We start from the raw sequence: 22,918 nt of genomic DNA on the forward strand, positions 1-22,918 counted from the left end.
CGGCGGCGATTGCCCCGAGTTGTCGTCAGGGCCCGAGCCGAGTTTAGCGGAACGGCGGCTCGGGCGGCCTGGAAGGCCTCCGGGCGGCGCGTCAGGGTCGCCCGCGCGGCCCGGATAGGATTGGCGTCGTGTTCGGATTCCTCCGCCGCCCGAAGGTGCGCATCGAGATCCCGCGGCTGAAGCCCCGGGAAGACGTCGCGAACTATCCGAAGGTGAACCTCGCCGAGCTGACGCCCGAGGTGCTCCCGTATCTGGGGCAGGTCGCCTACGTGCAGCTGGCGGTGTTCGAGGAGATCTCGGATGCGATCAACGCGGCCCCGACGGTCGCCGCGAAGCAGATGCTGGCCCCGGCGGCGGGGCAGGCGCTCGACAAGCACGAGCGCCTCGTGGCCGAGCTGCGTCGCCGCGTGGCGAACCCCTCCGAGGTGATCGAGCCGTTCACCGTGGGCATCGACCGCTACCGCGCCGTGGTGAAGGGCGGGGACTGGTTCGAGCAGCTGGCGAGCGTGTACCTCACCGCCGGCATCCTCGACGACTTCTTCAGCCTGCTCGCCCAGGGGCTGCCGAGCGACATCGGCCCGCGGTGCGTGGCCATCCTCGATGCCGAGCACGCGCGGGGCGCGATCACCGCGCTGCTGTCCGAGGCGATCACCGCCGACCCGGTGCTGGGCTCGCGCCTGGCGATGTGGGGGCGGCGCGTGGTGGGCGACACCCTGCTGGTGTGCCGCTCCGCCATCCACCTCACTGGTAACCCCGAGTCCGACGAGCAGCGCATCGAGCCGGTGTTCACCGAGATGATCGCCGCCCACACCCGCCGCATGGACGGGCTGGGGCTCACCGCCTGAGACCGCGCTCGCGCCAGGTCAGCGGGCGAGCGGGGCACGACCGTTCAGCAGGGCGTCGAGGCGGTGCACGTCGTGCTCCTTGCGGCGGCGGCCGACCAGGATGTCGGTGGCGACCACCGCCAGGCCGGTGACGACGAGGCTGACCACCCAGATCCACCCGCCGTCCCACGCCCAGCCGAGCCAGGTGAGGGCGACCCAGACGACCGCGGCGACACCGGCTCCGACGGCAGGCATGAGCACGACGCCGTGCCGGTCGCGGTCGGGCAGCAGGTAGCGGGCGGCGAGGCCCAGGATGGCCCCGCCGAGCGTGATGAACAGCAGCTCCACGGTGCTAGCCGACGAAGCCGACGCGGCGCGACTCTTCGCTGCCGATCTCGACGTAGGCGAGTGCGCCGACGGGCACGACGTAGACCTTGCCCTTGTTGTCGGTGAGCGAGATGTGGGTGCCCGCTGAGGCGAGTGCTGCGGCGACGGTCTGCTCGATCTCGGCCGGGGTCTGGTTCGATTCGAAGGAGAGTTCACGGGGCGAGTTGGCGATGCCGATGCGGATGTCCATGAGGCCAGATTACGGCACGGTCGCGCACGCCAGAGTCGCCCGGCTGTCGATTCCTCCCGCCCTGAGCGAACAACGCGACCCCCGTCTCGCGGGTCGGCCGGGCGTTGTCGGTGGGCGCGGCTAGCGTGGGGGCCATGACAGTTCAGGCGGGTCTCGAGACGGCGGGCGCGGTGCCCCTCGACGAGGCCCAGCGTGCGGTGCTCACGCGGCCGCTCGAGTCGTCGTTCGCTGTCATCGGCGCTCCCGGCAGCGGCAAGACGACGACCCTCGTCGAGCTCGTCGCCGATCGGGTGCTGCACGGCGGGCTCGCGCCTGAAGAGGTGCTCGTGCTCACCACCACGAGGCAGAGCGCCACCCGCCTTCGCGACCGGGTCGCGCTGCGGCTCGGGCTCCCGAGCAACGGGCCGCTGGCCCGCACGCCGAGCTCGGCGGCGTTCGACCTCGTGCGCCGGGCGGGCACCCGCGATGCCCTCCCCGGTTCGCGCCGCGCGGCGCTGCTCACGGGCGCCGAGCAAGACCGCATCATCGCCGAGCTGCTGAAGGGCGGCATCGACGACGCCGAAGAGGGGCGCGAGGCCATCGCCTGGCCCGAGGGGCTGCCGCCTGAAGTGAGGGGGCTGCGCGCGTTCCGCACCGAGCTCCGAGACCTCATGATGCGCGCCACCGAGAACGGCGTGTCGCCCGAGCGACTCTCCCGTCTGGGTGCCGAGCACGGCGTTCCCGAGTGGGTCTCGGCTGGGGCGTTCCTCGGCCAGTACCAGAACACGGTCGAGAGCTTCGATGTCGCCCACCTCGACTCTGCCGAGCTGCTGGCGGAGGCGAGAGCTCTGCTGCGCACGGGCGCCGTCTCACTCGACGCGCGCCTCGTGGTGGCCGACGACGTTCACGACCTGCCCGTCGGAGCGCTCAACCTGCTGCGCGAGTTCGCGCGGCAGGGCGCAGCCGTCGTCGCCTTCGGCGACCCCGACGCCGCGACGGCGGGTTTCCGCGGCTCCGACGTGAGGGCGCTCGGCCAGCTCGGCCGGGTGCTCGGCGTCGAGGTGGGCGAACCGGTCGTTCTGCGCACGTCGCATCGACAGCGGGGCGAGCTGCGCGCCCTCACCCGTCGGGTCACCGAGCGCATCGGCGCCGCGGCGGCGGGGCGCCAGCGCGACACCGTGGAGCCCGGTGCCGCCGAGCAGGCAGGGGCGGCAGTGCGGTCAGACGACGTGCCCGAGGCCGCCGAGCAGGCGGGGGCTGCGGCAGGCCCGGGGGGCGGACGGGGAGAACGAACGCGTCAGCACGCCGCACCGGGCCGGGTGGCCGGGCGGGTGCTGCGCATTCAGGCGGAGACGCGGGCGGGGGAGATCGCCACGGTGGCGCGACTGCTGCGCGAGCGGCACCTCTTGCACGGCACGCCCTGGTCGCAGATGGCGGTGGTGGTGCGGTCGGGCTCGCTGGTGCCCGCCGTCGCGCGCGGGCTCGGCCTGGCCGAGGTTCCCACCCGCACCCTGTCGGCGGTGCAGGCTCTCCGCGACGACTACGCGGCGCGCCACCTCGCCGAAGCGCTCGCCGTGGCTCTCGACCGTCTCGAACCCACCCCCGAGGTCGTGGAATCGCTCGCGCTCGGTCCGCTCTGCGGTGTCGACGCCGTCGGCCTCCGGCGGCTGAGGCTCGCGCTCCGGCACGAAGAGCTGGCGCACGGCGGAGGCCGGCACTCCGACGAGCTGCTGCGCGAGGCGCTGGAGACCCCGGGCGTGCTCGTCGCGATCGACTCGGCACCGGCTCGGCGAGTCGCCTCCCTGGGTACGTCCCTCGCCGCAGCGCGGGAGAGCGCCCTCGCAGGGGCGAGCGTCGAGGAGTTGCTCTGGGGGCTGTGGCAGCGCAGCGGGCTCGCCGCGCGCTGGGGCGAGCTGGCGAAGGGAACGGGAATCCTCGCCGACGAGGCCGATCGCAACCTCGACGGAGCCGTCGCGCTGTTCACGGCGGCCCGCCGGGCGGTCGAACGCGACCCCGACCGCCCGGCCGCGCTCTTCGTCGATGAGTTCTTCGGTGCCGAGGTGCCCGAAGACACGCTCTCCCCGCGCTCCCGCACGGGCTCGGTGCTCGTCACCACCCCCACCGGGGTGGTCGGCGCCGAGGTGGCGGTGGTCGTGGTGGCCGGATTGCAGGAGTCGGTGTGGCCCAATCTGCGCTTGCGCGGCTCGCTGCTTCACGCACAGCGCCTCGCGCCCCTCGCGGCCGGTCACGCCGACCCGGCGGTCGACGCGGCGCCCGGCGAAAGCCGTGCCGAAGTGCTCTCCGACGAATTGCGGATGTTCGCCCTCGCCGTGTCGCGCTCGACCGAGCTCACGGTGCTCAGCTGCGTGGCCAACGACGACGAGCAGCCCTCGGCCTTCATCGGGCTGGCGCCCGACGCCGATCCCGTTCCCGCCGTGCGGCATCCGCTGACCCTGCGCGGGCTCACCGGGCATCTGCGCCGCAGGCTCACCGAAGACGGCGACCGGCGTGCAGCCGCGGCGCTCGCCCGCCTCGCCGCTGCCGAGGTCGCGGGCGCCGACCCGTCGGAGTGGTACGGCCTCCTGCCGCCGTCGACCGAGGAGCCGTTGGTCGATCCGGCCGACACCGAGGCCGTGGTGCGGGTGTCGCCATCGAAGATCGAGTCGTTCGAGCAGTCCCCTCTGGTCTGGTTCGTCGACCAGGTGGCTGGTGGGTCGAAGAGCGTCGCCGCGGGCATCGGCACCATCGTCCACTCCGTTCTGGAGCAGGCCTCCACGACCGGGCATCAGGGCGTCGGGGTCGACGAGCTGATGCGTGCCACCGAGGAGCGGTGGAGCGAGCTGAGTTTCGAGGCGCCGTGGATCGAGGAGCGCGAGAGACGCGCGCTGCGCACGAAGCTCGAGGGCCTCGCCGACTATCTCCGCGACTTCGACGCCGGCGAGCGGGAGCTCGCGGGCGCCGAGGCGCGGTTTTCCTTCCGCACCGGGCGGGCTGAGGTGAACGGGTCGATCGACCGGGTGGAGCGGCTTCCCGATGGCCGACTTCTCGTGATCGACCTCAAGACCGGTAAGACACCGGTGCGGCGCGCCGATCTTCCTGGCCATGCCCAGCTGGCGAGCTATCAGCTGGCCCTCGCGACGGCGTCGGTGGAGGGGCTCGGCACAGACCTCGAGGCCGGCGGCGAGAGTGCGGCCCACCCTGGTCCCGAGTCGGCTGGGGCGGCGCTGCTGTACGTCGCGAAGGGAACCCAGAGCATCCGGTTCACCCTGCTCGAGCAGGAGCCGCTCGACCAGGAGGCGCTCGCGGCGGTCGCCGCACGCATCGAGGCCGTGGCCGAGGGCATGGCCGCCGCCACCTTCGACGGCGTGGCCGAACCCGAGGAACGCGACGTGCAGAACCGGTACGAGTACCGCATCCAGCTCATCAAGGGTGTGTCGGAGTGAGCGACGCGCTGTTCGACCTCGCCGACCTCGAACGGCCCGAGGCGTTCGCCCCGCCCGGGCAGACGCCGGAGCCTGCGGCGCGGGCCGTCGTGCCGGCAGTCGAGATCGCCGACCGGCTGGGCCTGCCCCGGCCCACTCCTCAGCAGCAGGCGGTGATCGAAGCTCCGCTCGAGCCGCGCATCGTGGTGGCGGGAGCCGGCAGCGGCAAGACCGAGACGATGGCGAACCGGGTGGTCTGGCTCATCGCCAACGGCCTGGTGGAGGTGCCAGAGGTGCTCGGCCTCACCTTCACACGCAAGGCGGCGGGTGAGCTCGCCGAGCGCATCCGCAAGCGTCTTCGAGAGCTCACGGCCTCCGGGCTCGTTCAGCGCGAATCCGACCCGTTCGACGTGCCCGCCATCTCGACCTACAACGCCTTCGCCAACGGCATCTTCCGCGAGAGCGCCGTGACGATCGGCCGCGAGGGCGAGGCGGCGGTGCTGAGCGAGGCCTCGGCCTGGCAGCTGGCGCGCAAGGTCGTGGTGGGCAGCGGCGACCAGCGCCTGCTGCAGGTCGACCGCTCGGTCGACGTCGTGACCTCGGCGGTGCTGGCCCTTAGCCGAGCGCTCTCCGAGAACGTGGTGGGCTCGTCGGAGGTCGCGCGGTATGCCGAGCGCTTCGTGTCTCTCGCGGAGCTGCCCACCGGCTCGGCGCGGGTGAAGAACGTCTACCGCCCGTTGCAGAGCGCCATCGACGCCGTCGCCCCGCTGCCGCTCGTGCTGGAGCTCGCCGACGCCTACGCGGCCGAGAAGGTGCGCAGAGGTTACGTGGAGTTCTCCGACCAGATCGCCCTCGCCCTGCAGATCGTGGAGAGCTCGCCCGGGGTGGTCGCCGACTACCGCGACCGTTACCGGGTGGTGCTGCTCGACGAGTACCAAGACACCAGCGTCGTGCAGACCCGGTTGCTGGCTGCGCTGTTCCGCGACCACCCCGTCATGGCCGTGGGCGACCCGCACCAGTCGATCTACGGCTGGCGCGGCGCGAGCGCGGCGAACCTCGCGAGGTTCCCCGCCGACTTCGCGGCCCCCCGCGGCTCGGCGCCCTTCGCCCTGTCGACGAGCTGGCGCAACCCCACGGGGGTGCTCGACTCCGCCAACACCCTGGTCGGCCCGCTGTCGGCGGGCGCAGGGGTCGCAGTCGAACAGCTCTCGGCGCGGCCCGGGGCCGGGAAGGGGCTCGTCGACACCGTGTTCGCCGAGACCGTCGCCGACGAGGCGCGAGCCGTTGCCGACTGGCTGGCCGAGCGTCTGACGCCCGACGCGCCGGACGGCACCCGTCCGAGCGCGGCGCTGCTGTGCCGTTCGGTGAAGAAGATCGAGCCCTTCACCGCGGCACTCGACGCCCGCGGAATCCCGTACCACGTGCTCGGCATCGGCGGGCTGCTGGCCCAACCCGCCGTTGCCGATCTGGTGTCGACTCTGCGCGTGCTGTACTACCCGACGGCCGGCGCCGACCTCGTGCGGGTGCTCGGCGGGGCACGCTGGCGCATCGGGGCGAAAGACCTCGTGGCACTCCGGGCGCTCGCCTCCTGGATCGCGGAGCGCGACCACCGCTTCCAGCGCCTCGACACCGGGGTCTCCGAGCGCCTGCGCGGCTCGGTGGTCGCCGAGGAGGACAGGTCGATCGTCGACGCCCTCGACTTCGTCGCCACCGCCGATCCGGCGCACTCCGCACTCGCGGGCTTCAGCGAGCCCGGTCTCGAGCGGTTGCGCCGCGCCGCGGTGCAACTGGCGCAGCTGCGCACCCGTGCGGGCCTCGGCCTCGTCGACTACGTCGACCTCGTGCAGCAGGAGCTGATGCTCGACATCGAGGTGCTGGCGAGCCCCCACGCCGCCGAGGGGCGCGCCGGGCTCGAGGCGTTCTCGGAGCAGCTGGTGGCCTTCCTCGCCCTCGACCCCTCTGCAGGGCTAGGCGACTTCCTGGCCTGGCTCGAGGAGGCCGAGAAGCGTGAGCGCCTCGAACCCCGCACCGAGGACGCCGAACCCGGCACGGTGCAGATCCTCACCATCCACGGCGCCAAGGGTCTCGAATGGGACGTCGTCGTGGTGCCGCGCCTCGTGGAGGGTGAACTCCCCGGCGAACCCCGCTCGAAGCTCGGCTGGCTCACCTTCGGCGAGCTGCCCTTCGACTTCCGGGGAGACTCCGCCGAGCTCCCCTCCCTGGCCTGGCAGGGCCTCGAGGCTCAGAACGAGTTCGGTGCGGTGCTCGACGAGTTCCGCGAGGCCAACGCCCAGCACCACGCCGCCGAGCAGCGCAGGCTTGCCTACGTCGCGCTCACCCGTGCCCGGCACTCGCTGCTGCTGAGCGGCTCGTTCTGGTCGACGGGGGTGAAGCCCCGCCCGCCGAGCCGCTACCTTCGGGAGCTCGAGGCGGTCGGAGTTGTCGCGGAGGGGGTGCTTCCCGAGGCCTCCGCCTTCGAGCAGAATCCGCTCGCCGAGTCGGAGAACCGGGTCGAATGGCCACGCGACCCGCTCGGCGGACGGCGGAGCCGCCTCGAACTCGCCGCCGAAGCGGTGCGCGGTGCCGACCCCGGCGCCGCCACGGTGTGGGACGCCGAGATCGAGCTGCTGCTCGCCGAACGCGCCGCCCTGGGAGCCGGAGACCGGCTCGAGGTGCCGGTGCGCATCCCGGCGTCGAGGTTCAAGGACTACGTCTCCGACCCGGAGGCCGTGGTGAGGGCGCTGCGGCGGCCGATGCCCGAACGGCCCTTCCGGCAGACGCGACTGGGCACCCGCTTCCACAGCTGGGTGGAGGAGAGGTTCCGCGGAGGCGACGACCACCTGGTCGATCTCCCGTTCTCGGGCGGCGACCTGGTCGACGTCTACGACGACGAGCTCGAACCGTTCGACGATGAGCTCGAGTCGTTCGGTGCCGGCACACCCGCCTCGGCCGTCGAGGTGGAACCCCTGCCCCGGAGTGGCACGGGGGCTGATCATGACCGCGGCGCCGGGGACGACGACCGAGACGACCGAGACGAAGAAGAGCGGATGCGCGGCCTGATCGAGGTGTTCGAGGCGTCGGAGTTCGCCACGCGCAAGCCGGTGGAGGTGGAGACCGAGATCCATCTGGTGCTCGGTGGCCGAGTGATCGTCTGCAAGATCGACGCCGTCTTCCCCGAGGACGACGGGTTCCTGGTCGTCGACTGGAAGACGGGAAAGGCACCCCGCGACGCCGACGACCTCGAGCTGAAGCAACTGCAACTCGCTCTGTACCGGCTCGCCTACGCGCGCTGGAAGGGCATCGAGCCTGAGCGCGTCGACGCTTGCTTCTACTTCGTGCCCGAAGATCGCGTGGTGCGCCCCGAACGGCTGTACGCCGAGGAGGAGCTGGAGCGCCTCGTGCTCACCTCGCTGAGCTAGCTGAGCTGCGTCGAGCCGGATTGAGGCGAGCGGGCCGTACCGTGCCGAGCTGCGCGGAGGGTCAGTCCTCGGCGATGCGGTTCGCGTGGGCCTTGCTCTCCCCGCCCACGCTCGTGGTCGAGCGGCCGGGGAGCGGCGTGCGATCGAGCATGGCCTCGACGTCTTCGACCGCCATGATCTGCCCGGTGTCGGTCGACAGCGGGTTGAGCAGGTCGTTCTGCACCGTTGTGCGCAGTGCGTCGAGCATGCCCTCGGCGTCGGCGATGATCGACTCGTCGCGGCTGTCGACCCCGTGCAGCAGCCAGCGTGCGATCTCGAGCTCGGCGTACAGCCGGGCGCGCTTGCGCAGCTGACGGTCGGCGGGTCGGGCGAGAGCGTGCTCGTAGGCCGCGAACACCCGGTCGGCGCTCTCGGAGCGCGCCGCGGAGTTCAGCCAGAACAGGTCGAGGGCGGGGTCGCCGACCTTGAGCTCCTGCCAGCCGAGCACACCCATCACCTGGTCGTCGATGACGAGGAACGACTCCGGCCCGAGTGACCCGTTCACCACCGTGGGCTGAAACTGCCAGAGCGCGCTGTCTTCGAGGGCCAGCGACCAGCGCGTCAGCAGCTCCTTCGGCACCCGGCCGGACGCGGCTGCACGGTCGCTCAGCTTGCGGGAGCTCAGAGCGATCTGGCTCGCTGTGTGGGAGGGCAGTCCGGCATCCGACACGACGGAGGTGGGGAGGGAGTGGATGGCGGCGATCGCCCGGCCGATCGAGTCGCTGGCACTGCCCTCGCCTCCCACGTCGGCGAGCGAGGCGGGGCGCCCCTGGATGAAGTCGTACACCACGGCGCGGGTCTCGCCGATGGGGGCCTGGCCGAGCTGGTCGGGGATGTGGAACGGCAGTCTCGTACGCACCCCCGCGGTGAGGGCACGGAGGGCGACGAGGTCGCGCGACTGCTCCGCCTCGGCGTCGGAGTTCACCGGCACCCGCACCGCGTACTCCTCGCCGGAGCGCAGCGTCACCACCGCCGAGTCGAAGCGGTGGGTGGTGGAGCTCGAGAGCGGACGCGAGCCCACGATGTCGGCACCGGCGACGGCCGAGGTCGCGAGCGCGGCTAGAGTGAGGTGGGATCTCGCCATAGCCTCTAGGGTAGGGCGACCTGGTCCGGCCACGGTTTTCGCCACGCACGATTGAGCAACCATGTCACGCGCTTTTCAGGCTTCGCTGCCTCTTGCCCGCCACGGTGTGGATCGCGACCACGCCACCCGTTCCGACCCCGCCGCGCTCGACGCTCTCTGGGCTTCTGCCGAGGCGCGGGTGCTGCTGCTGCACCGCGGTCGCGCGCTCGCGGCCACGGGTTCGAACCCCGTGGGCTGGGACGGATTCGGCTCGGCCCCCGAGGTGCCCGTGCGGCCCGTCATCGCGCTCACCGAACCGCGCCTGATGGCAGAGGCGGTGCGGGCGGCGGAGGGCGACTCCGCCCCGGTGAGGCTCTACCTGGGCCGGGTCACGGCCGGCTCCGCCGAGCTGCCGGAGGGCTCGCCGCTGTTCGCCCTCGCCCTCGACGACCTCCTCGCCGAGTCGTACCCGGCGCCGGCGGAGTGGCTCGACCTGCGGATGGTCGCCGCCGACCTCGACGACGTGGGTGCAGGCGTGTTCACCGAGGCGCTGGCGATGGCCAACTGGCACGCCACTCACCGCTTCTGCCCCCGCTGCGGCTCGTCGACCACGGTCGAGGCCGGAGGATGGGTTCGCCGTTGCACGAAGGAAGACATCGAGCTCTTCCCCCGCACCGACGCCGCCGTCATCGTGGGCATCGTCGACGCCGATGATCGTCTCCTGCTCGGCTCGAACGCGCTCTGGGAGAACAACCGCTTCTCGCTCCTCGCCGGCTTCGTGGAGCCGGGGGAGTCGCTCGAGTCGGCCGCCGTGCGCGAGATCGGCGAGGAGTCGGGAGTCGTCATCGACGATCCCGAGTACGTGGGCTCGCAACCGTGGCCGTTCCCCGCATCGCTCATGGTGGGTTTCATGGCACGGGTCTCGGCCGACCACGAAGCGGAGCTCCGCCCCGACGGCGACGAGATCCTCGAACTGCGCTGGTTCACCCGCGACGAGATCGCCGACCCGCGGTCGGACGTGCTGCTTCCCGGCCGCTCCTCCATCGCGCGCGCCATCGTCGAACGCTGGTTCGGCGGGCCGCTGCCCGAGCGGGAGAGGGCATGACGGGTTCGTCTGCCGACGACCTCCTCACCGCGCTCGACCCCGAACAGAGCGTCGCCGCCCGTGCCCTGCTCGGCCCGGTGTGCATCCTCGCGGGTGCAGGAACCGGGAAGACGCGTGCCATCACCCATCGCATCGCCTACGGAGTAGCGACCGGGGTGTACTCGCCGAACCGCGTGATGGCCCTCACCTTCACCAGTCGGGCCGCCGCCGAGCTGCGGTCGCGACTGCGTCCGCTGGGGGCAGGCGGGGTCGCGGCGCGCACCTTCCACGCCGCTGCGCTGTCGCAGCTGAACTACTTCTGGCCGCAGGTGGTGGGCGGTGAGGCGCCGAAGATCATCGACAACAAGGCGAAGGCGATCGCCCACGCCGCCGAGCTGGTGAAGCTGCGGGTCGACACCGCGACGCTCCGCGACGTCGCCGCCGAGATCGAATGGCGCAAGGTGTCGAACCTCAGCATCGAGGAGTACGCGCTGGCGGCGCGGTCGTCGCGCACGCTGCCGTCGAACCTCGGTCTCGAGCAGATGCTCGAGCTGCAGCAGCGCTACGAGGCGCTGAAGGATGAGCGCCGCCAGCTCGACTTCGAAGACGTGCTGCTCGCGACCGCGGGCATGATCGAGCTCGAGCCCTCGGTCGCCATCCAGGTGCGTGAGCAGTACCGATTCTTCGTGGTCGACGAGTTCCAGGACGTCTCGCCGCTGCAGCACCACCTGCTCGAGCTCTGGCTCGGCACCCGTCGCGACCTCTGCGTGGTGGGCGATGCCAGCCAGACCATATACTCCTTCGCCGGGGCGAGCGCCGACTACCTGCTCGGCTTCGAGCGCCGTCACCCGAGCGCGACGGTGGTGTCGCTGGAACGCAACTACCGCTCCACCGAACCCATCGTCGCCGCCGCCAACCGGCTCATGCGGGGCAGAGCGGGAGCCCTCACCCTTCACGCGGCATCGCGAAGCGCGGCGGAATCGCCCGCGGCCCCGGCTGCGCCGATGACCCCCGGGCCGCCCGAGCCCGTCGTCACCGCCTACCGCGACGACCTCGCCGAAGCGGCAGGCGTTGCCGCCCGTATCTCCGAGCTCGTGGCCGAGGGGGTGGCTCCGAACGACATCGCCGTGCTCTACCGCGTCAATTCGCAGTCGGCGCCGCTCGAGCAGGCACTCACGGAGGCCGGCGTCAGCTATCAGCTGCGCGGGGGCACCCGGTTCTTCGACCAGCCCGACGTGAAGCGCGCCGTGATGGAGCTGCGCGCCGCCTCGGTGTCGATCACCGCAGAGCCGCTGTTCAAATCGGTGAGCGACGTCCTGCGCTCCCGCGGCTGGACCCAGCACGAACCCGAGGGCGTCGGCGCCGTGCGCGACCGCTGGGAGTCGCTGAACGCGATCATGGGGCTCGCCGAGTCGATGCCTGCGGGCACGACCTTCCGCGAGTTCACCGACGAACTGATGGCCAGGCAGGCGACTCAGCACGAGCCGACCGTGCGCGCCGTCAACCTCGCCACCCTGCACTCCGCGAAGGGTCTGGAGTGGCCGGTGGTGTTCATCGTGGGCGTCGCCGAGGGGCTCATTCCCATCAGTCACGCCAGTGGCCTCGAAGGCGCCGACGAGGAGCGCCGGCTGCTCTACGTGGGCATCACGCGGGCACGGGAACGACTCGAGCTGTCGTGGGCGGCGGCCGGGGTGCGCCGAGGGGTCGATCGTCAGCCCTCCCGTTTCCTTCAGGAGATCGGCATCCGCACTCGGGATGGGCTCTGACCCGCTCGACCACGAGCGCGTCGCCGAGCGTCGAGGGCCCTCCCGCGACTCCGGGCGACGGGCCACGCAGGGGGTGCAGCCATCGCACCGCGTGCTCTCCCCACCCGCACCCGGGGTCGGCGAGGTGCTCGCGGGCGACCCGCTCCACGAGCGGCACCGCCACGGCGATGCCGAGGGCGTCGGCAGCCGGGGCCGCTCGATCGACGAGCTGAGACGCGACGGCGGGCCAGCACGGATCGGCGTCGCGGCGGGCGAGCTCGAGGCAGCTGGCGCAGGGCCCGGTTCCCGGCCGCACCACCGGACCGACCCGCACCGAGCGATCGCCGAACTCCACGAGCACATGGGGGATGTCGCGACGCAACCACGCCGCAGCCCGCCGCGGCGCCGTGGCGAAGGCCGAGACGATGACGGCGAGCTCGACCGGGTCGTCGGGGGAGCCGAGCCGGGCGCCGCCGATCACGAAGTGCGAGGCGATGCTCTCGGCTGCCCGCCCGCGCCCGTCGACGGCGACCCAGGGCCCGGGCGGTGGAACGGACGTCTCGTCGACGTCGACGACGGCGGGCCCGAGTCGCGTCAGGAACGCCGAGAACCGCGCCGGGCCGAACCCGCGTTCGGCGAGCAGTCGCTCCGCGACGACCCGGGTGATGCCCCGCGCCAGCAACCCGAGCGCGAACTCCTCGACCGGCTGCACCTCGCCGATCACGGCGACGGGGTGCTCGACGCCGAACTGCACGCAGCGCGGCGTGCGCCAGACCAGGGGATGCGCGGGGTCGAGACGGAGGGCCATCACCGAATCGTGCACCACGAACGGCCACGCGCCGCGGTTATCCACAGCAGACCCGACACCGGCGGCAGAAACCGCCAGCTGTGAGCAACCCGCCGCAGCAGGTGACGAGCTAGACCGCCGGCGGCTGATCGCCGCCGCGTCCCTCCTCGCGATCGCCGTCGCGACCCTCTTCCTCGCGGAGCAGGTCTTCGAGCGCCTGGTCCATCTCGTCGGGCTCGGGCTCGCCGGCCTGCAGCCGGGCGACGAACCCCGCAGGGTCGTCGAGGTCGGCCGAGGTGGGCACCAGGTCGGGGTGCGACCACAGGGCGTCTCTCTGCTCCTGGCCCACCGCATCCGTCACCGTCTGCCACAGGGCGGCGGCGTCGCGGAGACGTCGGGGCCGGAGCTCAAGACCGATGAGGGCGCCGAACGCCGACTCGGCCGGCCCGCCCGTGGCTCGCCGGCGCCGCACCGTCTCGGCGATGGCGTTCCAGCGTGGCAGCCGCGCCGAGGCCTGAGCCGTGACCACGTCGACCCATCCTTCGATGAGGGCGAGGGTGGTCTCGAGGCGGGCCAGCGCGTGCAGCTGCTGCTCCGACTTCGGCGGGATGAGCGCTCCGCTCGCCATCGCCTCCTTGAGCTCTTCGGGGTCGGAGGGGTCGAAGCTCTCGGCGAGCTGCTCGAGCCGCTCGGTGTCGATGGTGATGCCCTGGGCGAACTCCCTGATGGACGAGATGACGTGCAGGCGCAGCCAGCGCGCGTGCCGGAACAGCCGGGCGTGCGCCAGCTCACGGATGGCGAGGTAGAGCTGCACCTCCTCGGCCGGGATGTCGAGGCCCTCGCCGAACACCGCGATGTTCTGCGGCACCAGAGCCGCCTGGCCCTCCTCGAGCAGCGGGATGCCGATGTCGCCGCCCGACACGACCTCCTGCCCGAGTCGGCCGACGATCTGCCCGAGCTGCATCGCGAACAGGGTGCCGCCGAGGTTGCGCATGAGCTGGCTCGCGCCTGCGATCATGCCAGCCATCTCCTCGGGCGCCTGCTCCTTCAGAACGTCGGTGAGCGCATCCGAGATGCTGAGCGCGACCGGCTCGGCGATCTCCGTCCACACCGGGATGGTCGTGGTGGCCCACTCCTCACGGGTGAGCAGCCGCGGCGTCGCGGCGCTGTCGGAGAGGCCGGTCACCTCGTCGAGCCAGAGCGACGCGATGTGCAGCGCCTGGTCGAGCTGGGTGCGGGTCTGGTCGGTGACCGAGAGGCTGCCGGCCCCGGCGATCTCCTTCGCCTGGGCACGCGCGGCGTCCCAGTTGACGCCGTCGGTGCTCGCCTGCATGGCGTTCTGCAGCTGGGCCATGAGCTGCGACACCGCCGCGGGGTCGGAGGGCAGGCCCGCGGCGCTCGCCAGCTTCGAGGGGTCGATGTCGGAGTTGCCCGAGAGGAAGGAGCGCAGCATGTCGCGGAACTCGTCCTCCGGCTGGTCGCGTGGCTCGTCGCTCACGATGTGTCCTTCCCTGCGCTCCCGACAAGCTCCATGCGTGCTGTCAGACTGTGCTCCTACGCTAGCCCGTGGCCCACCGCCCAGGCTGGGTTTTCCATATGCTTGAGCGCCGTGCCGTGCGCCCGTGGCGAACAACCGGCCACGAGCCGCAGCGAAAGGATTCCGTGAGCCTGTTCGAACCCGCGGAGGGCGATCCCCGGCCGCGCCCGTCGCGTCGCGCCCGCACCGGCTGGACCGTGCTCATCGTCGGCCTCGTGCTCGGGCTCGTCATGAGCTTCCTGCCCGCCCCCTACGTCATCGAGCAGCCCGGCCCGGTGTTCGACACCCTCGGCACCCAGCAGCACGACGGCGAAGACGTGCCGCTCATCTCGATCGAGGGCGCCGAGACCTACCCGACCGCGGGCACCCTCGACATGCTCACCGTCTCCGTGCGCGGCACACGCGAGCAGCGCCCGTCGTGGGCCGAGATCCTCACCTCCTGGTTCGACTCGAGCCGCGCCGTGCTGCCCATCGACGCGGTCTACCCGCCCACCGTCACCACCGAGCAGCGCAATCAGGAGAACGCCGCGCTCATGGTCGACAGCCAGCAGGAGGCCATCGCCGCCGCCCTCGGGCACCTCGACATCGCCTACCAGACCCAGGTCGACGTCGCCGCCGTCGACCCCGACGGGCCGAGCGCCGGCGTGCTCACCGCGGGCGACGTCATCGTCTCGGTGAACGGCGTCTCCGCCGACGACCTCGAGGGGCTGCGGGCTGCGCTCGCCGCGAACGGCACGGATGCTGCGGCGAGCGTGCTGGTGCGCCACGACGACGGCACCGAGGAGACCTTGTCGATCGTGCCGGTGGTGTCTGAGCAGACAGGTGCTCCGGCCATCGGCATCAGCGTCGGCTACGACTACACCTTCCCGTTCGACGTCGAGATCAAGCTCGACGACGTGGGCGGCCCGAGCGCCGGCATGATGTTCGCCCTCGGCATCATCGACCGGCTCACCCCGGGAGAGCTGAACGGGGGCCAGAACGTCGCAGGCACCGGCACCATCGACGCCCAGGGCAACGTGGGCCGCATCGGCGGCATCCGCCAGAAGATGTTCGGCGCGCGCGACGCGGGGGCGACCTGGTTCCTCGCGCCGGCCGGCAACTGCGACGAGGTCGTCGGCCACGTTCCCGACGGCATCCAGGTGTTCGCGGTGTCGACGCTCGACGACTCCATCGCTGTGCTCGACACCATCTCCTCAGGCGGCGACACCCAGGCGCTGCCCACCTGCGACAGCGTGCTCGCCGGGTCGTGACGCCCGTGCGCCGGCGGTGCACGCCGTGTCGGCCCGCGCATCCGTGACCTCCACTGTGACCTCCCCGTGACCGGGTGGCCAGCGCCCTCTCAGCCGCCCTCCCTAGGATCGGGGGCGTCTAGGATTGTTGGACACCGCACAGCGAACCCGCGTATCGCCGCAAGAGCACAGAGGCACAAGTGACTTCCCAAACGACAGAGAAGCCCGCACGACGATCGAGAGTGACGCTCGCCATCGCGATAGCGATCGTGGTGGTTCTCGCCATCCTCTTCTTCGTCTTCTCGACGCTGTACACCGAGATCCTCTGGTACGACCAGCTGGGCTTCCTGAACGTGCTCACCACGCAGTGGTTCGCGAGCGGCGTCATGTTCGTCATCGGCTTCCTGGCCATGGCCATCCCGGTCTGGGCCTCCATCGAGATCGCCTTCCGCTGGCGGCCGGTCTACGCCAAGCTCAACTCGCAGCTCGACCGCTACCAGCAGGTCATCGAGCCCCTCCGCCGCCTCGCCACCTTCGGTGTGCCCGCCGTGCTGGGCCTCTTCGCCGGCGTGGCGACCGCCTCGCGCTGGCAGCTCACCCTGCAGTACCTGAACCGCACCGCGTTCGGCCAGACCGACCCGCAGTTCGGTCTCGACATCTCCTTCTACATCTACGACCTGCCGTTCTGGCGCGGGGTCGTCGGGTTCGCGAGCGCCGTCGTGATCGTCTCCGGCCTCGCCGCGATCGCAACCAGCTACCTCTACGGCGCCATCCGCTTCTCCCAGCGGGAGGTGCGCATCTCGAAGATCGCGCGCATCCAGATGGCCGTCACCGCCACGGTCTACCTGCTGCTGCAGGCCGTGAGCATCTGGCTCGACCAGTACGCCACCCTGGCGAACAGCTCGGGGCTCATCACGGGTGCGAGCTACGCCGATGTGAACGCCACGATCCCCGGCCTCCAGATCCTCGCCGGCATCGCGGGTATCGTCGCCATCCTGTTCATCGTCGCCGCGGTCATCGGCCGCTGGCGGCTGCCCATCATCGGTACCGCACTCCTCATCGTGAGTGCGCTCATCCTCGGCTCGCTCGCGCCGTGGGTCGTGCAACGCTTCCAGGTCGACCCCTCCGAGCGCACGCTCGAGCAGGCGTACATCCAGCGCAACATCGACATGACCCGCGAGGCCTACGGCGTCTCCGACCTCGAAGAGACGCCCTACGAGGCGACCACGAACGCCGAGGCCGGGGCGCTGCGCGACGACGCGGCGACGACGGCGAACATCCGCATCCTCGACCCTGCCCTCGTGACGCGGTCGTTCCAGCAGCTGCAGCAGTTCCGGCAGTACTACCAGTTCCCCGACCAGCTCGACGTCGACCGCTACGACATCAACGGTCAGAGCCAGGATGCGGTGGTCGCCGTGCGCGACATCGACATCGACGCGCTCGGCTCGTCGGCGACCTGGTACAACCAGACCGTCGTCTACACCCACGGCTACGGCGTGGTCGCCGCCTACGGCAACCAGCGCTCGGCCGACGGCCAGCCGGTGTTCCTCGAGTCGGGCATCCCGTCGGTGGGCGAGCTCGGCGACTTCGAGCCGCGGGTGTACTTCGGCGAGAACTCGCCGCCGTACTCCATCGTGGGCGGCCCGGAGGGCAGCTCGAACATCGAGCTCGACTACCCCTCGGGTTCCGACGGGGCCTCGCAGACCTACACCACGTTCCAGGGCGACGGTGGGCCGAAGCTCGACAACATCTTCAAGCGCCTGGTCTACGCGCTGAAGTTCCAGTCGGAGCAGATCTTCCTCTCCGACGCCGTGAACGACGACTCGCAGATCCTCTACGACCGCGACCCCGCGGAGCGCGTGTCGAAGGTGGCGCCGTACCTCACCATCGACTCCGACCCGTACCCCTCCGTCGTCGACGGCAAGGTGGTCTGGGTGGTCGACGGGTACACCACCTCGGCGAACTACCCCTATTCCCGCGTGCAGTCGCTCAGCGAGTCGATCGCCGACACCTACACGCCCACCCCGGCGTACGCGGTCGACGACATCAACTACATCCGCAACTCGGTGAAGGCGACTGTCGACGCCTACGACGGCAAGGTCACCCTGTACGCGTGGGACGAGAGCGACCCGCTGCTGCAGACCTGGGAGAAGATCTACCCGGCCACCATCAAGTCGATCAGCGACATGTCGGGCGACCTGATGAGCCACGTGCGCTACCCGGCAGACCTGTTCAAGGTGCAGCGCTCCATCCTCGGCCAGTACCACGTGACGGATGCGGGTTCCTTCTACTCGCAGGAAGACGCCTGGACGACGCCCAACGACCCGACCTCGCCGTCGACCAACCCGACGCTGCAGCCGCCGTACTACCTCACGCTGCAGATGCCGACGCAGACCGACCCGTCGTATTCGCTCTACTCCACGTTCATCCCGCTCTCGCAGCAGGAGGCCGAGTCGTCGCGGAACGTGCTCACGGGCTACCTCGCCGTCGACGCGAACGCGGGCGAGACCGCGGGGGAGAAGTCTCCCGACTACGGCAAGCTGAGGCTCTTGACCCTGCCGAAGGACGACACCATCCCCGGCCCCGGGCAGGTGCAGAACAGCTTCTCGGCCGACCCGTCGGTCTCTTCGGCCCTCAACCTGCTGCGCCAGGGCGAGAGCTCGGTGATCAGCGGAAACCTGCTCACCCTGCCCGTGGGCGGCGGTCTGCTCTACGTGCAGCCGGTCTACGTGCAGTCGCGCGGTGAGACGAGCTTCCCGCTGCTGCAGAAGGTGCTGGTCTCGTTCGGCAACAAGATCGCGTTCGAGAACACGCTCGACGGTGCACTCGACTCCCTCTTCGGGGGAGACTCGGGGGCGTCGGCCGGCGACGGCGACGTGACGCCCGTCGACACCGGAACGGGGACGGGAACAGACACGGGCACCGGCACGGATACGGGCACGGGCACCGGCACCGACACGGGAACCGGCACGGGCTCGCCCGTCTCGGGCAACCCCGCCGTGGCCTCCGCCCTCGCCGACGCCGAGCAGGCGCTCACCGACCGCGACGCCGCCATGGCCGCCGGCGACTGGACCGCGTACGGGGAGGCCGACGCCCGCCTCAAGGCCGCCATCGACCGGGCGATCGCCGCCGCGAACGGCTGATCGGAGCCGATCGGGCCCGATCTCGGGCCCGATCGAGCGCCGATTCGCATCGTGCCGAATCCCGTGCTAGAGTTTCTTCTTGTGCCGCGGGGTGGAGCAGTTCGGTAGCTCGCTGGGCTCATAACCCAGAGGTCGCAGGTTCAAATCCTGTCCCCGCAACGAGAAGAGCCCGTCTCGAACGAAAGTTCGAGACGGGCTCTCGCTTTTTCTGCGACGAGCGAGCGGCCCGGGGAGCGCGCGATGACGGAACCGACACCGATCGGCACGCTCGTGTACACCAGCATCGCCTCGGAGCCCTTCGGCGCGGCCGAGCTGTTCGCGCTGCTCGACACCAGCCGTCGCAACAACGGGCGCGACGGTCTCACCGGGCTGCTGCTGCATCACGCCGGCCGGTTCATCCAGGTGCTCGAAGGCCCCGCGTCGGCCGTGCACGCTCGGATGGCCGTCATCGTCGCAGACGGTCGCCACCGCAAGGTGCGTGTGCTGGTCGACGAGGAGTCGGCGGCCCGCCAGTTCCCGGAGTGGACGATGGGGTTCCCGTCCGACGTCGCTGTCGATGCGCACGACGTGGGCGACGTGCCCGGGTTCCTCGGCACGTTCTCCGACATCGAGGCGGACACCGGGTCGTCGGTTCGCGTGCCGGAGTTGAGGGCGCTCATCCGCTGGTTCGAGCACCGGGCCCGCGCGACGGGCGAGCGGGAGTAGCGGGAGGGCACCGGTGCTGGATCGAGCGGGTGCGAGGGGCAGGCGGCTCTGATGGCGGACCGACCGCTCAGGCGGCGGGCGCGGCGGGTGGGTCGGGCTCGAAGCGGTAGCCCATGCCGGTCTCGGTGAGGATGTGGCGCGGCTGCGAGGGCACCGGCTCGAGCTTCTTGCGCAGCTGACCGATGTAGAGGCGCAGGTAACCCGTCTCGTGCACGTTCGAGGTGCCCCAGATCTCGGTGAACAGATCGGCGTGTGTGAGGAGCCGGTGCGGATGCCGCACGAGCAGCTCGAGGATCTTCCACTCGGTCGGAGTCAGCTTCACCGACCCCCGGCCCCCGCCCGAGATGACGTGCGCGCCCACATCGACGGTGAGACCGCTGAGGGTCACCACGGGGCTCGCGGCCCCCGCTCCCGCGCTGCCCGGCGCGGGCGCCCGACGGGTGAGCGCACGCACCCGGGCGAGCAGCTCGTCGATGGCGAAGGGCTTCGTGACGTAGTCGTCGGCGCCGGCGTCGAGCGCGTCGACCTTGTCGGCGGAGTCGGTGCGGCCCGACACCACGAGGATGGGCAACGCCGACCAGGCGCGCACCGCCGTGATCACCTCCACGCCGTCGAGGTGCGGCATGCCGAGGTCGAGAAGGATGAGGTCGGGCGGATGCGCGGAGGCGGCGGCGATGGCCTCGCGGCCGTCGGAGGCGGTGACGATCTCGTGGCCGTGGGCACCGAGGGTCACCCGCAGCGCGCGCACGATCTGCGGGTCGTCGTCGGCGACCAGGATCCTCATGCCGACACCGCCGTCGCCGTCAGGGTGACCACCATCGTCGATCCTCCCTGAGGGGTCTCCTCGACCTCGAGCGTGCCGCGCATCCCCTCCACGAATCCCTTCGAGAGCGCGAGGCCGAGGCCGAGGCCCGTCGTGTTGTCGGTGTCGCCGAGTCGCTGGAAGGGCACGAAGACATCCTCCCTCCGATCTGGCGGGATGCCGGGACCCCGGTCGACGACGCGCAGCTGCACCGTGTCGCGGAAGGCCGAGGCGGAGACCAGCACCCGGGCGCCTGCGGGGGAGTGCTTCAGGGCGTTCGAGAGCAGGTTGACGAGCACGCGTTCGAGCAGCACCGGGTCGGCCTCGACCAGGGGGAGGTCGGCGGGGAGGTCGATGTCGACGTCGTCGGGGCCGACGCCGAGCTCCTCGAGGGCGGAGGGCACGAGGTCGGCGACGTCGACGGGCCGCGACGACACCGCGAGCACGCCCGCCTGCAGTCGGCTCACGTCGAGCAGGTCGGTGAGCAGGGTGTTCAGCTGCCGCAGGGCGGTCTCGGCGGTGTCGAGCAGCTCGGCGCGGTCGTCGTCGTTCAGGGCACCGCCCCGCAGGCCCGTCACCGCGGCGGTGGCGGCCGCGAGCGGTCGCCTGAGGTCGTGGCCGACCGCCGCGAGCAGCGCACTGCGCACGCGGTCGGCGGCGGCGAGCGGGGCGAGCTCGCGGGCGCTCTGCTCGAGATCGGCCTGCTCGAGGGCCGCCGCGAGCTGGGCGACGATCACCCCGAGCAGCCTGCGGTCGCCCGCCGAGAGGGGCCGGCCATGCAGCTCGAGCACGGCGGAGCCGGTGACGGGAATGCGGTCGCGGGGCTCGGTGGTGGACGTCGGGGTGTCCGACATGTCCGCGGAGTCCTTGCTCTCGGTCTCCGCGCTCGCGGCACTCCCGAGTCCCGCCGGCTCGCCGTCGCTCGCGAGCACGCGCTCGCTCACGACGAGCCGCACCCCGGCGAGCCCGAAGGCCTCGCGCGTGCGGGTCACGAAGGCCTGCAGCGAGTCCTGCCCGCGCAGCACCTCGCCCGCGACACCCGCGATGAGCTCCGACTCGGCGGCCGAGCGCCGCGCCGCCCGCGAACGCCGCGCCGCGCGGTCGACGACGAGGGAGACCAGCAGCGCGATCACGACCGAGAGCACCAGGGCCGCCAGGTGGGTCGGTCTGTCGATGGTCACGGTGTAGAACGGCTCGATGAAGAAGAAGTCGAGGGTGACGGCGGCGATCACCGCCGCGAACAGGGCCGGCCAGATGCCGCCCATCAGCGCCACGACGACCACGAGCAGCTGGTAGCTCAGCACGTCGGTGGTGATGGAGTCGTCGCTGCGCAGCGTCACGAGCAACCAGGTGAGCAGCGGCCCGCCGGCAAGGGCCAGCACGAAGCCCAGGATGCGCCGCCGCAGCGTGAGCGATCCTCGCGCGAGGGGGAGGGAGACCCGGCCGCCGGCGGCGGGGTGGTTGACGATGTGCACGTCGATGTCGCCGGATTCGCGGATGACGGTCGCGCCGATGCCTGCTCCGGTGATGAGCGCGGCGAGGCGGGAGCGGCGGCTGACGCCGATGACGAGCTGGGTGGCGTTCGCCGATCGCGCGAACTCCACCAGCGCGGCGGGGATGTCGGTGCCGACGACTTGGTGGAAGGTGCCCCCGAGGCTCTCGACCAATAACCGTTGGGCGGCGAGGGCTCCGGGGTCGGCTTGGCGGAGACCGTCCTGGCTGGTGACGTGCACGGCCAGCAGCTGCCCGCCCGCGGAGCGGGCGGCGATGCGGGAGCCGCGGCGGAGGAGGGTCTCGCCTTCGGGGCCGCCGGTGAGGGCGACGACGACGCGTTCGCGGGCTTCCCATTTCTGGCCGATGCCGTGCTCGACCCGGTACTTCTGCAGCGACGAGTCGACCTCGTCGGCGAGCCACAACAACGCGAGTTCACGCAGGGCGGTGAGGTTCCCGAGCCGGAAGTAGTTCGACAGGGCCGCGTCGATCCGCGCCGCCGGATACACCACCCCCTCGGAGAGGCGGTCGCGGAGGGCTTGGGGGGCGAGGTCGATGACCTCGATCTGGTCGGCCTGCCGGAGCACCGCATCCGGGATCGTCTCGCGTTGGGGGACCCCGGTGATCTGCTGCACGACGTCGTTGAGGGACTCGATGTGCTGGATGTTCACGGTGGAGATCACGTCGATACCGGCGTCGAGGAGGGTCTCGACGTCGCGCCACCGTTTCTCGTGCCGTGACCCGGGCGCGTTGCTGTGGGCGAGTTCGTCGACGAGCGCGACCCGAGGTGCGCGGGCGAGCACCGCATCCAGGTCCATCTCCTCCAGCTGCACACCCCGGTGGGAGACCAGCGCGCGGGGGATGATCTCGAACCCGGCCGTCATCGCTTTGGTCGCAGCGCGCCCGTGGGTCTCGACGATCGCGACGACCACGTCCTTGCCCGCCGCACGCAGCCGCCTGCCTTCCTCGAGCATGGCGTAGGTCTTCCCCACGCCCGGGGCGGCGCCGAGCAGCACCCGCAACCGACCCTGCCTCATCGTGCCTTCACGACACCAGTCTCTCCCACGCCGAG

The 22,918-nt window shown here is 71.4% G+C and carries 14 protein-coding genes and 1 tRNA gene; 9 read left to right on the forward strand and 6 right to left on the reverse strand.

Annotated features, from left to right (window positions below; genetic code table 11):
* The first annotated feature begins 128 nt into the window (after positions 1-128).
* Positions 129-845 (forward strand): ferritin-like fold-containing protein, encoded by a 717-nt coding sequence (locus tag ABFY20_RS07785; protein WP_368499366.1) that lies wholly within the window; start codon positions 129-131, stop codon positions 843-845.
* 18 nt (positions 846-863) lie between these two features.
* Here ABFY20_RS07785 and ABFY20_RS07790 read toward each other — a convergent pair whose 3' ends face one another.
* Both ABFY20_RS07790 and ABFY20_RS07795 read right to left on the reverse strand, forming a co-directional pair.
* Positions 864-1,172, reverse strand: a complete 309-nt coding sequence (locus tag ABFY20_RS07790; protein WP_368499367.1) for a hypothetical protein — start codon at positions 1,170-1,172, stop codon at positions 864-866.
* Positions 1,173-1,176: 4 nt separating this feature from the next.
* A complete protein-coding gene (locus ABFY20_RS07795) occupies positions 1,177-1,401 on the reverse strand; it encodes a DUF3107 domain-containing protein (RefSeq protein ID WP_368499368.1) in 225 nt (74 codons plus the stop codon).
* A gap of 134 nt (positions 1,402-1,535) precedes the next feature.
* Between ABFY20_RS07795 and ABFY20_RS07800 the strand changes: the two genes are divergently transcribed.
* Positions 1,536-4,823, forward strand: a complete 3,288-nt coding sequence (locus ABFY20_RS07800; RefSeq protein WP_368499369.1) for a PD-(D/E)XK nuclease family protein — start codon at positions 1,536-1,538, stop codon at positions 4,821-4,823.
* A gap of 89 nt (positions 4,824-4,912) precedes the next feature.
* Positions 4,913-8,221, forward strand: coding sequence for a UvrD-helicase domain-containing protein (locus tag ABFY20_RS07805; protein WP_368499751.1), 3,309 nt, complete (start codon positions 4,913-4,915; stop codon positions 8,219-8,221).
* A gap of 61 nt (positions 8,222-8,282) precedes the next feature.
* Here the strand turns inward: ABFY20_RS07805 and ABFY20_RS07810 are convergent, their stop codons facing one another.
* Positions 8,283-9,344, reverse strand: coding sequence for a phosphotransferase (locus tag ABFY20_RS07810; RefSeq protein ID WP_368499370.1), 1,062 nt, complete (start codon positions 9,342-9,344; stop codon positions 8,283-8,285).
* A 61-nt stretch (positions 9,345-9,405) separates the two neighbouring features.
* On the opposite strand from ABFY20_RS07810, the gene nudC reads away from it, so the two are divergent.
* Together nudC and ABFY20_RS07820 are read left to right on the forward strand one after the other, a co-directional pair.
* Positions 9,406-10,428, forward strand: coding sequence for an NAD(+) diphosphatase (gene nudC, locus ABFY20_RS07815; RefSeq protein ID WP_368499371.1), 1,023 nt, complete (start codon positions 9,406-9,408; stop codon positions 10,426-10,428).
* A complete protein-coding gene (locus ABFY20_RS07820) occupies positions 10,425-12,173 on the forward strand; it encodes an ATP-dependent helicase (RefSeq protein ID WP_368499372.1) in 1,749 nt (582 codons plus the stop codon). Before nudC ends, ABFY20_RS07820 begins: the two co-directional genes overlap by 4 nt.
* Before the next feature lie 896 nt (positions 12,174-13,069).
* Here the strand turns inward: ABFY20_RS07820 and ABFY20_RS07825 are convergent.
* Positions 13,070-14,437, reverse strand: a complete 1,368-nt coding sequence (locus tag ABFY20_RS07825; RefSeq protein ID WP_368499373.1) for a zinc-dependent metalloprotease — start codon at positions 14,435-14,437, stop codon at positions 13,070-13,072.
* 164 nt (positions 14,438-14,601) lie between these two features.
* Between ABFY20_RS07825 and ABFY20_RS07830 the strand changes: the two genes are divergently transcribed.
* The 4 genes from ABFY20_RS07830 to ABFY20_RS07845 all read left to right on the forward strand — a co-directional run bounded on the left by ABFY20_RS07830 (position 14,602) and on the right by ABFY20_RS07845 (position 19,553).
* Positions 14,602-15,726 carry a PDZ domain-containing protein gene (locus ABFY20_RS07830; RefSeq protein WP_368499374.1) on the forward strand — a complete coding sequence of 375 codons (1,125 nt, stop codon included), beginning with the start codon at positions 14,602-14,604 and terminating at the stop codon, positions 15,724-15,726.
* A 221-nt stretch (positions 15,727-15,947) separates the two neighbouring features.
* Positions 15,948-18,848 carry a UPF0182 family protein gene (locus ABFY20_RS07835; RefSeq protein WP_368499375.1) on the forward strand — a complete coding sequence of 967 codons (2,901 nt, stop codon included), beginning with the start codon at positions 15,948-15,950 and terminating at the stop codon, positions 18,846-18,848.
* An 85-nt stretch (positions 18,849-18,933) separates the two neighbouring features.
* Positions 18,934-19,007, forward strand: a tRNA-Met gene (locus ABFY20_RS07840).
* 81 nt (positions 19,008-19,088) lie between these two features.
* Entirely contained in the window at positions 19,089-19,553 is a 465-nt protein-coding gene (locus tag ABFY20_RS07845) for a BLUF domain-containing protein (RefSeq protein ID WP_368499376.1), read from the forward strand.
* A gap of 67 nt (positions 19,554-19,620) precedes the next feature.
* On the opposite strand, the gene ABFY20_RS07850 is transcribed toward ABFY20_RS07845, so the two are convergent.
* A complete protein-coding gene (locus ABFY20_RS07850) occupies positions 19,621-20,337 on the reverse strand; it encodes a response regulator transcription factor (RefSeq protein ID WP_368499377.1) in 717 nt (238 codons plus the stop codon).
* Positions 20,334-22,883 carry an ATP-binding protein gene (locus ABFY20_RS07855; RefSeq protein ID WP_368499378.1) on the reverse strand — a complete coding sequence of 850 codons (2,550 nt, stop codon included), beginning with the start codon at positions 22,881-22,883 and terminating at the stop codon, positions 20,334-20,336. The genes ABFY20_RS07850 and ABFY20_RS07855 overlap by 4 nt, the downstream gene beginning before the upstream one ends.
* Positions 22,884-22,918 lie beyond the last annotated feature (35 nt).

The organism is Herbiconiux sp. A18JL235 (assembly GCF_040939305.1).
Classification (GTDB): Bacteria; Actinomycetota; Actinomycetes; order Actinomycetales; family Microbacteriaceae; genus Herbiconiux.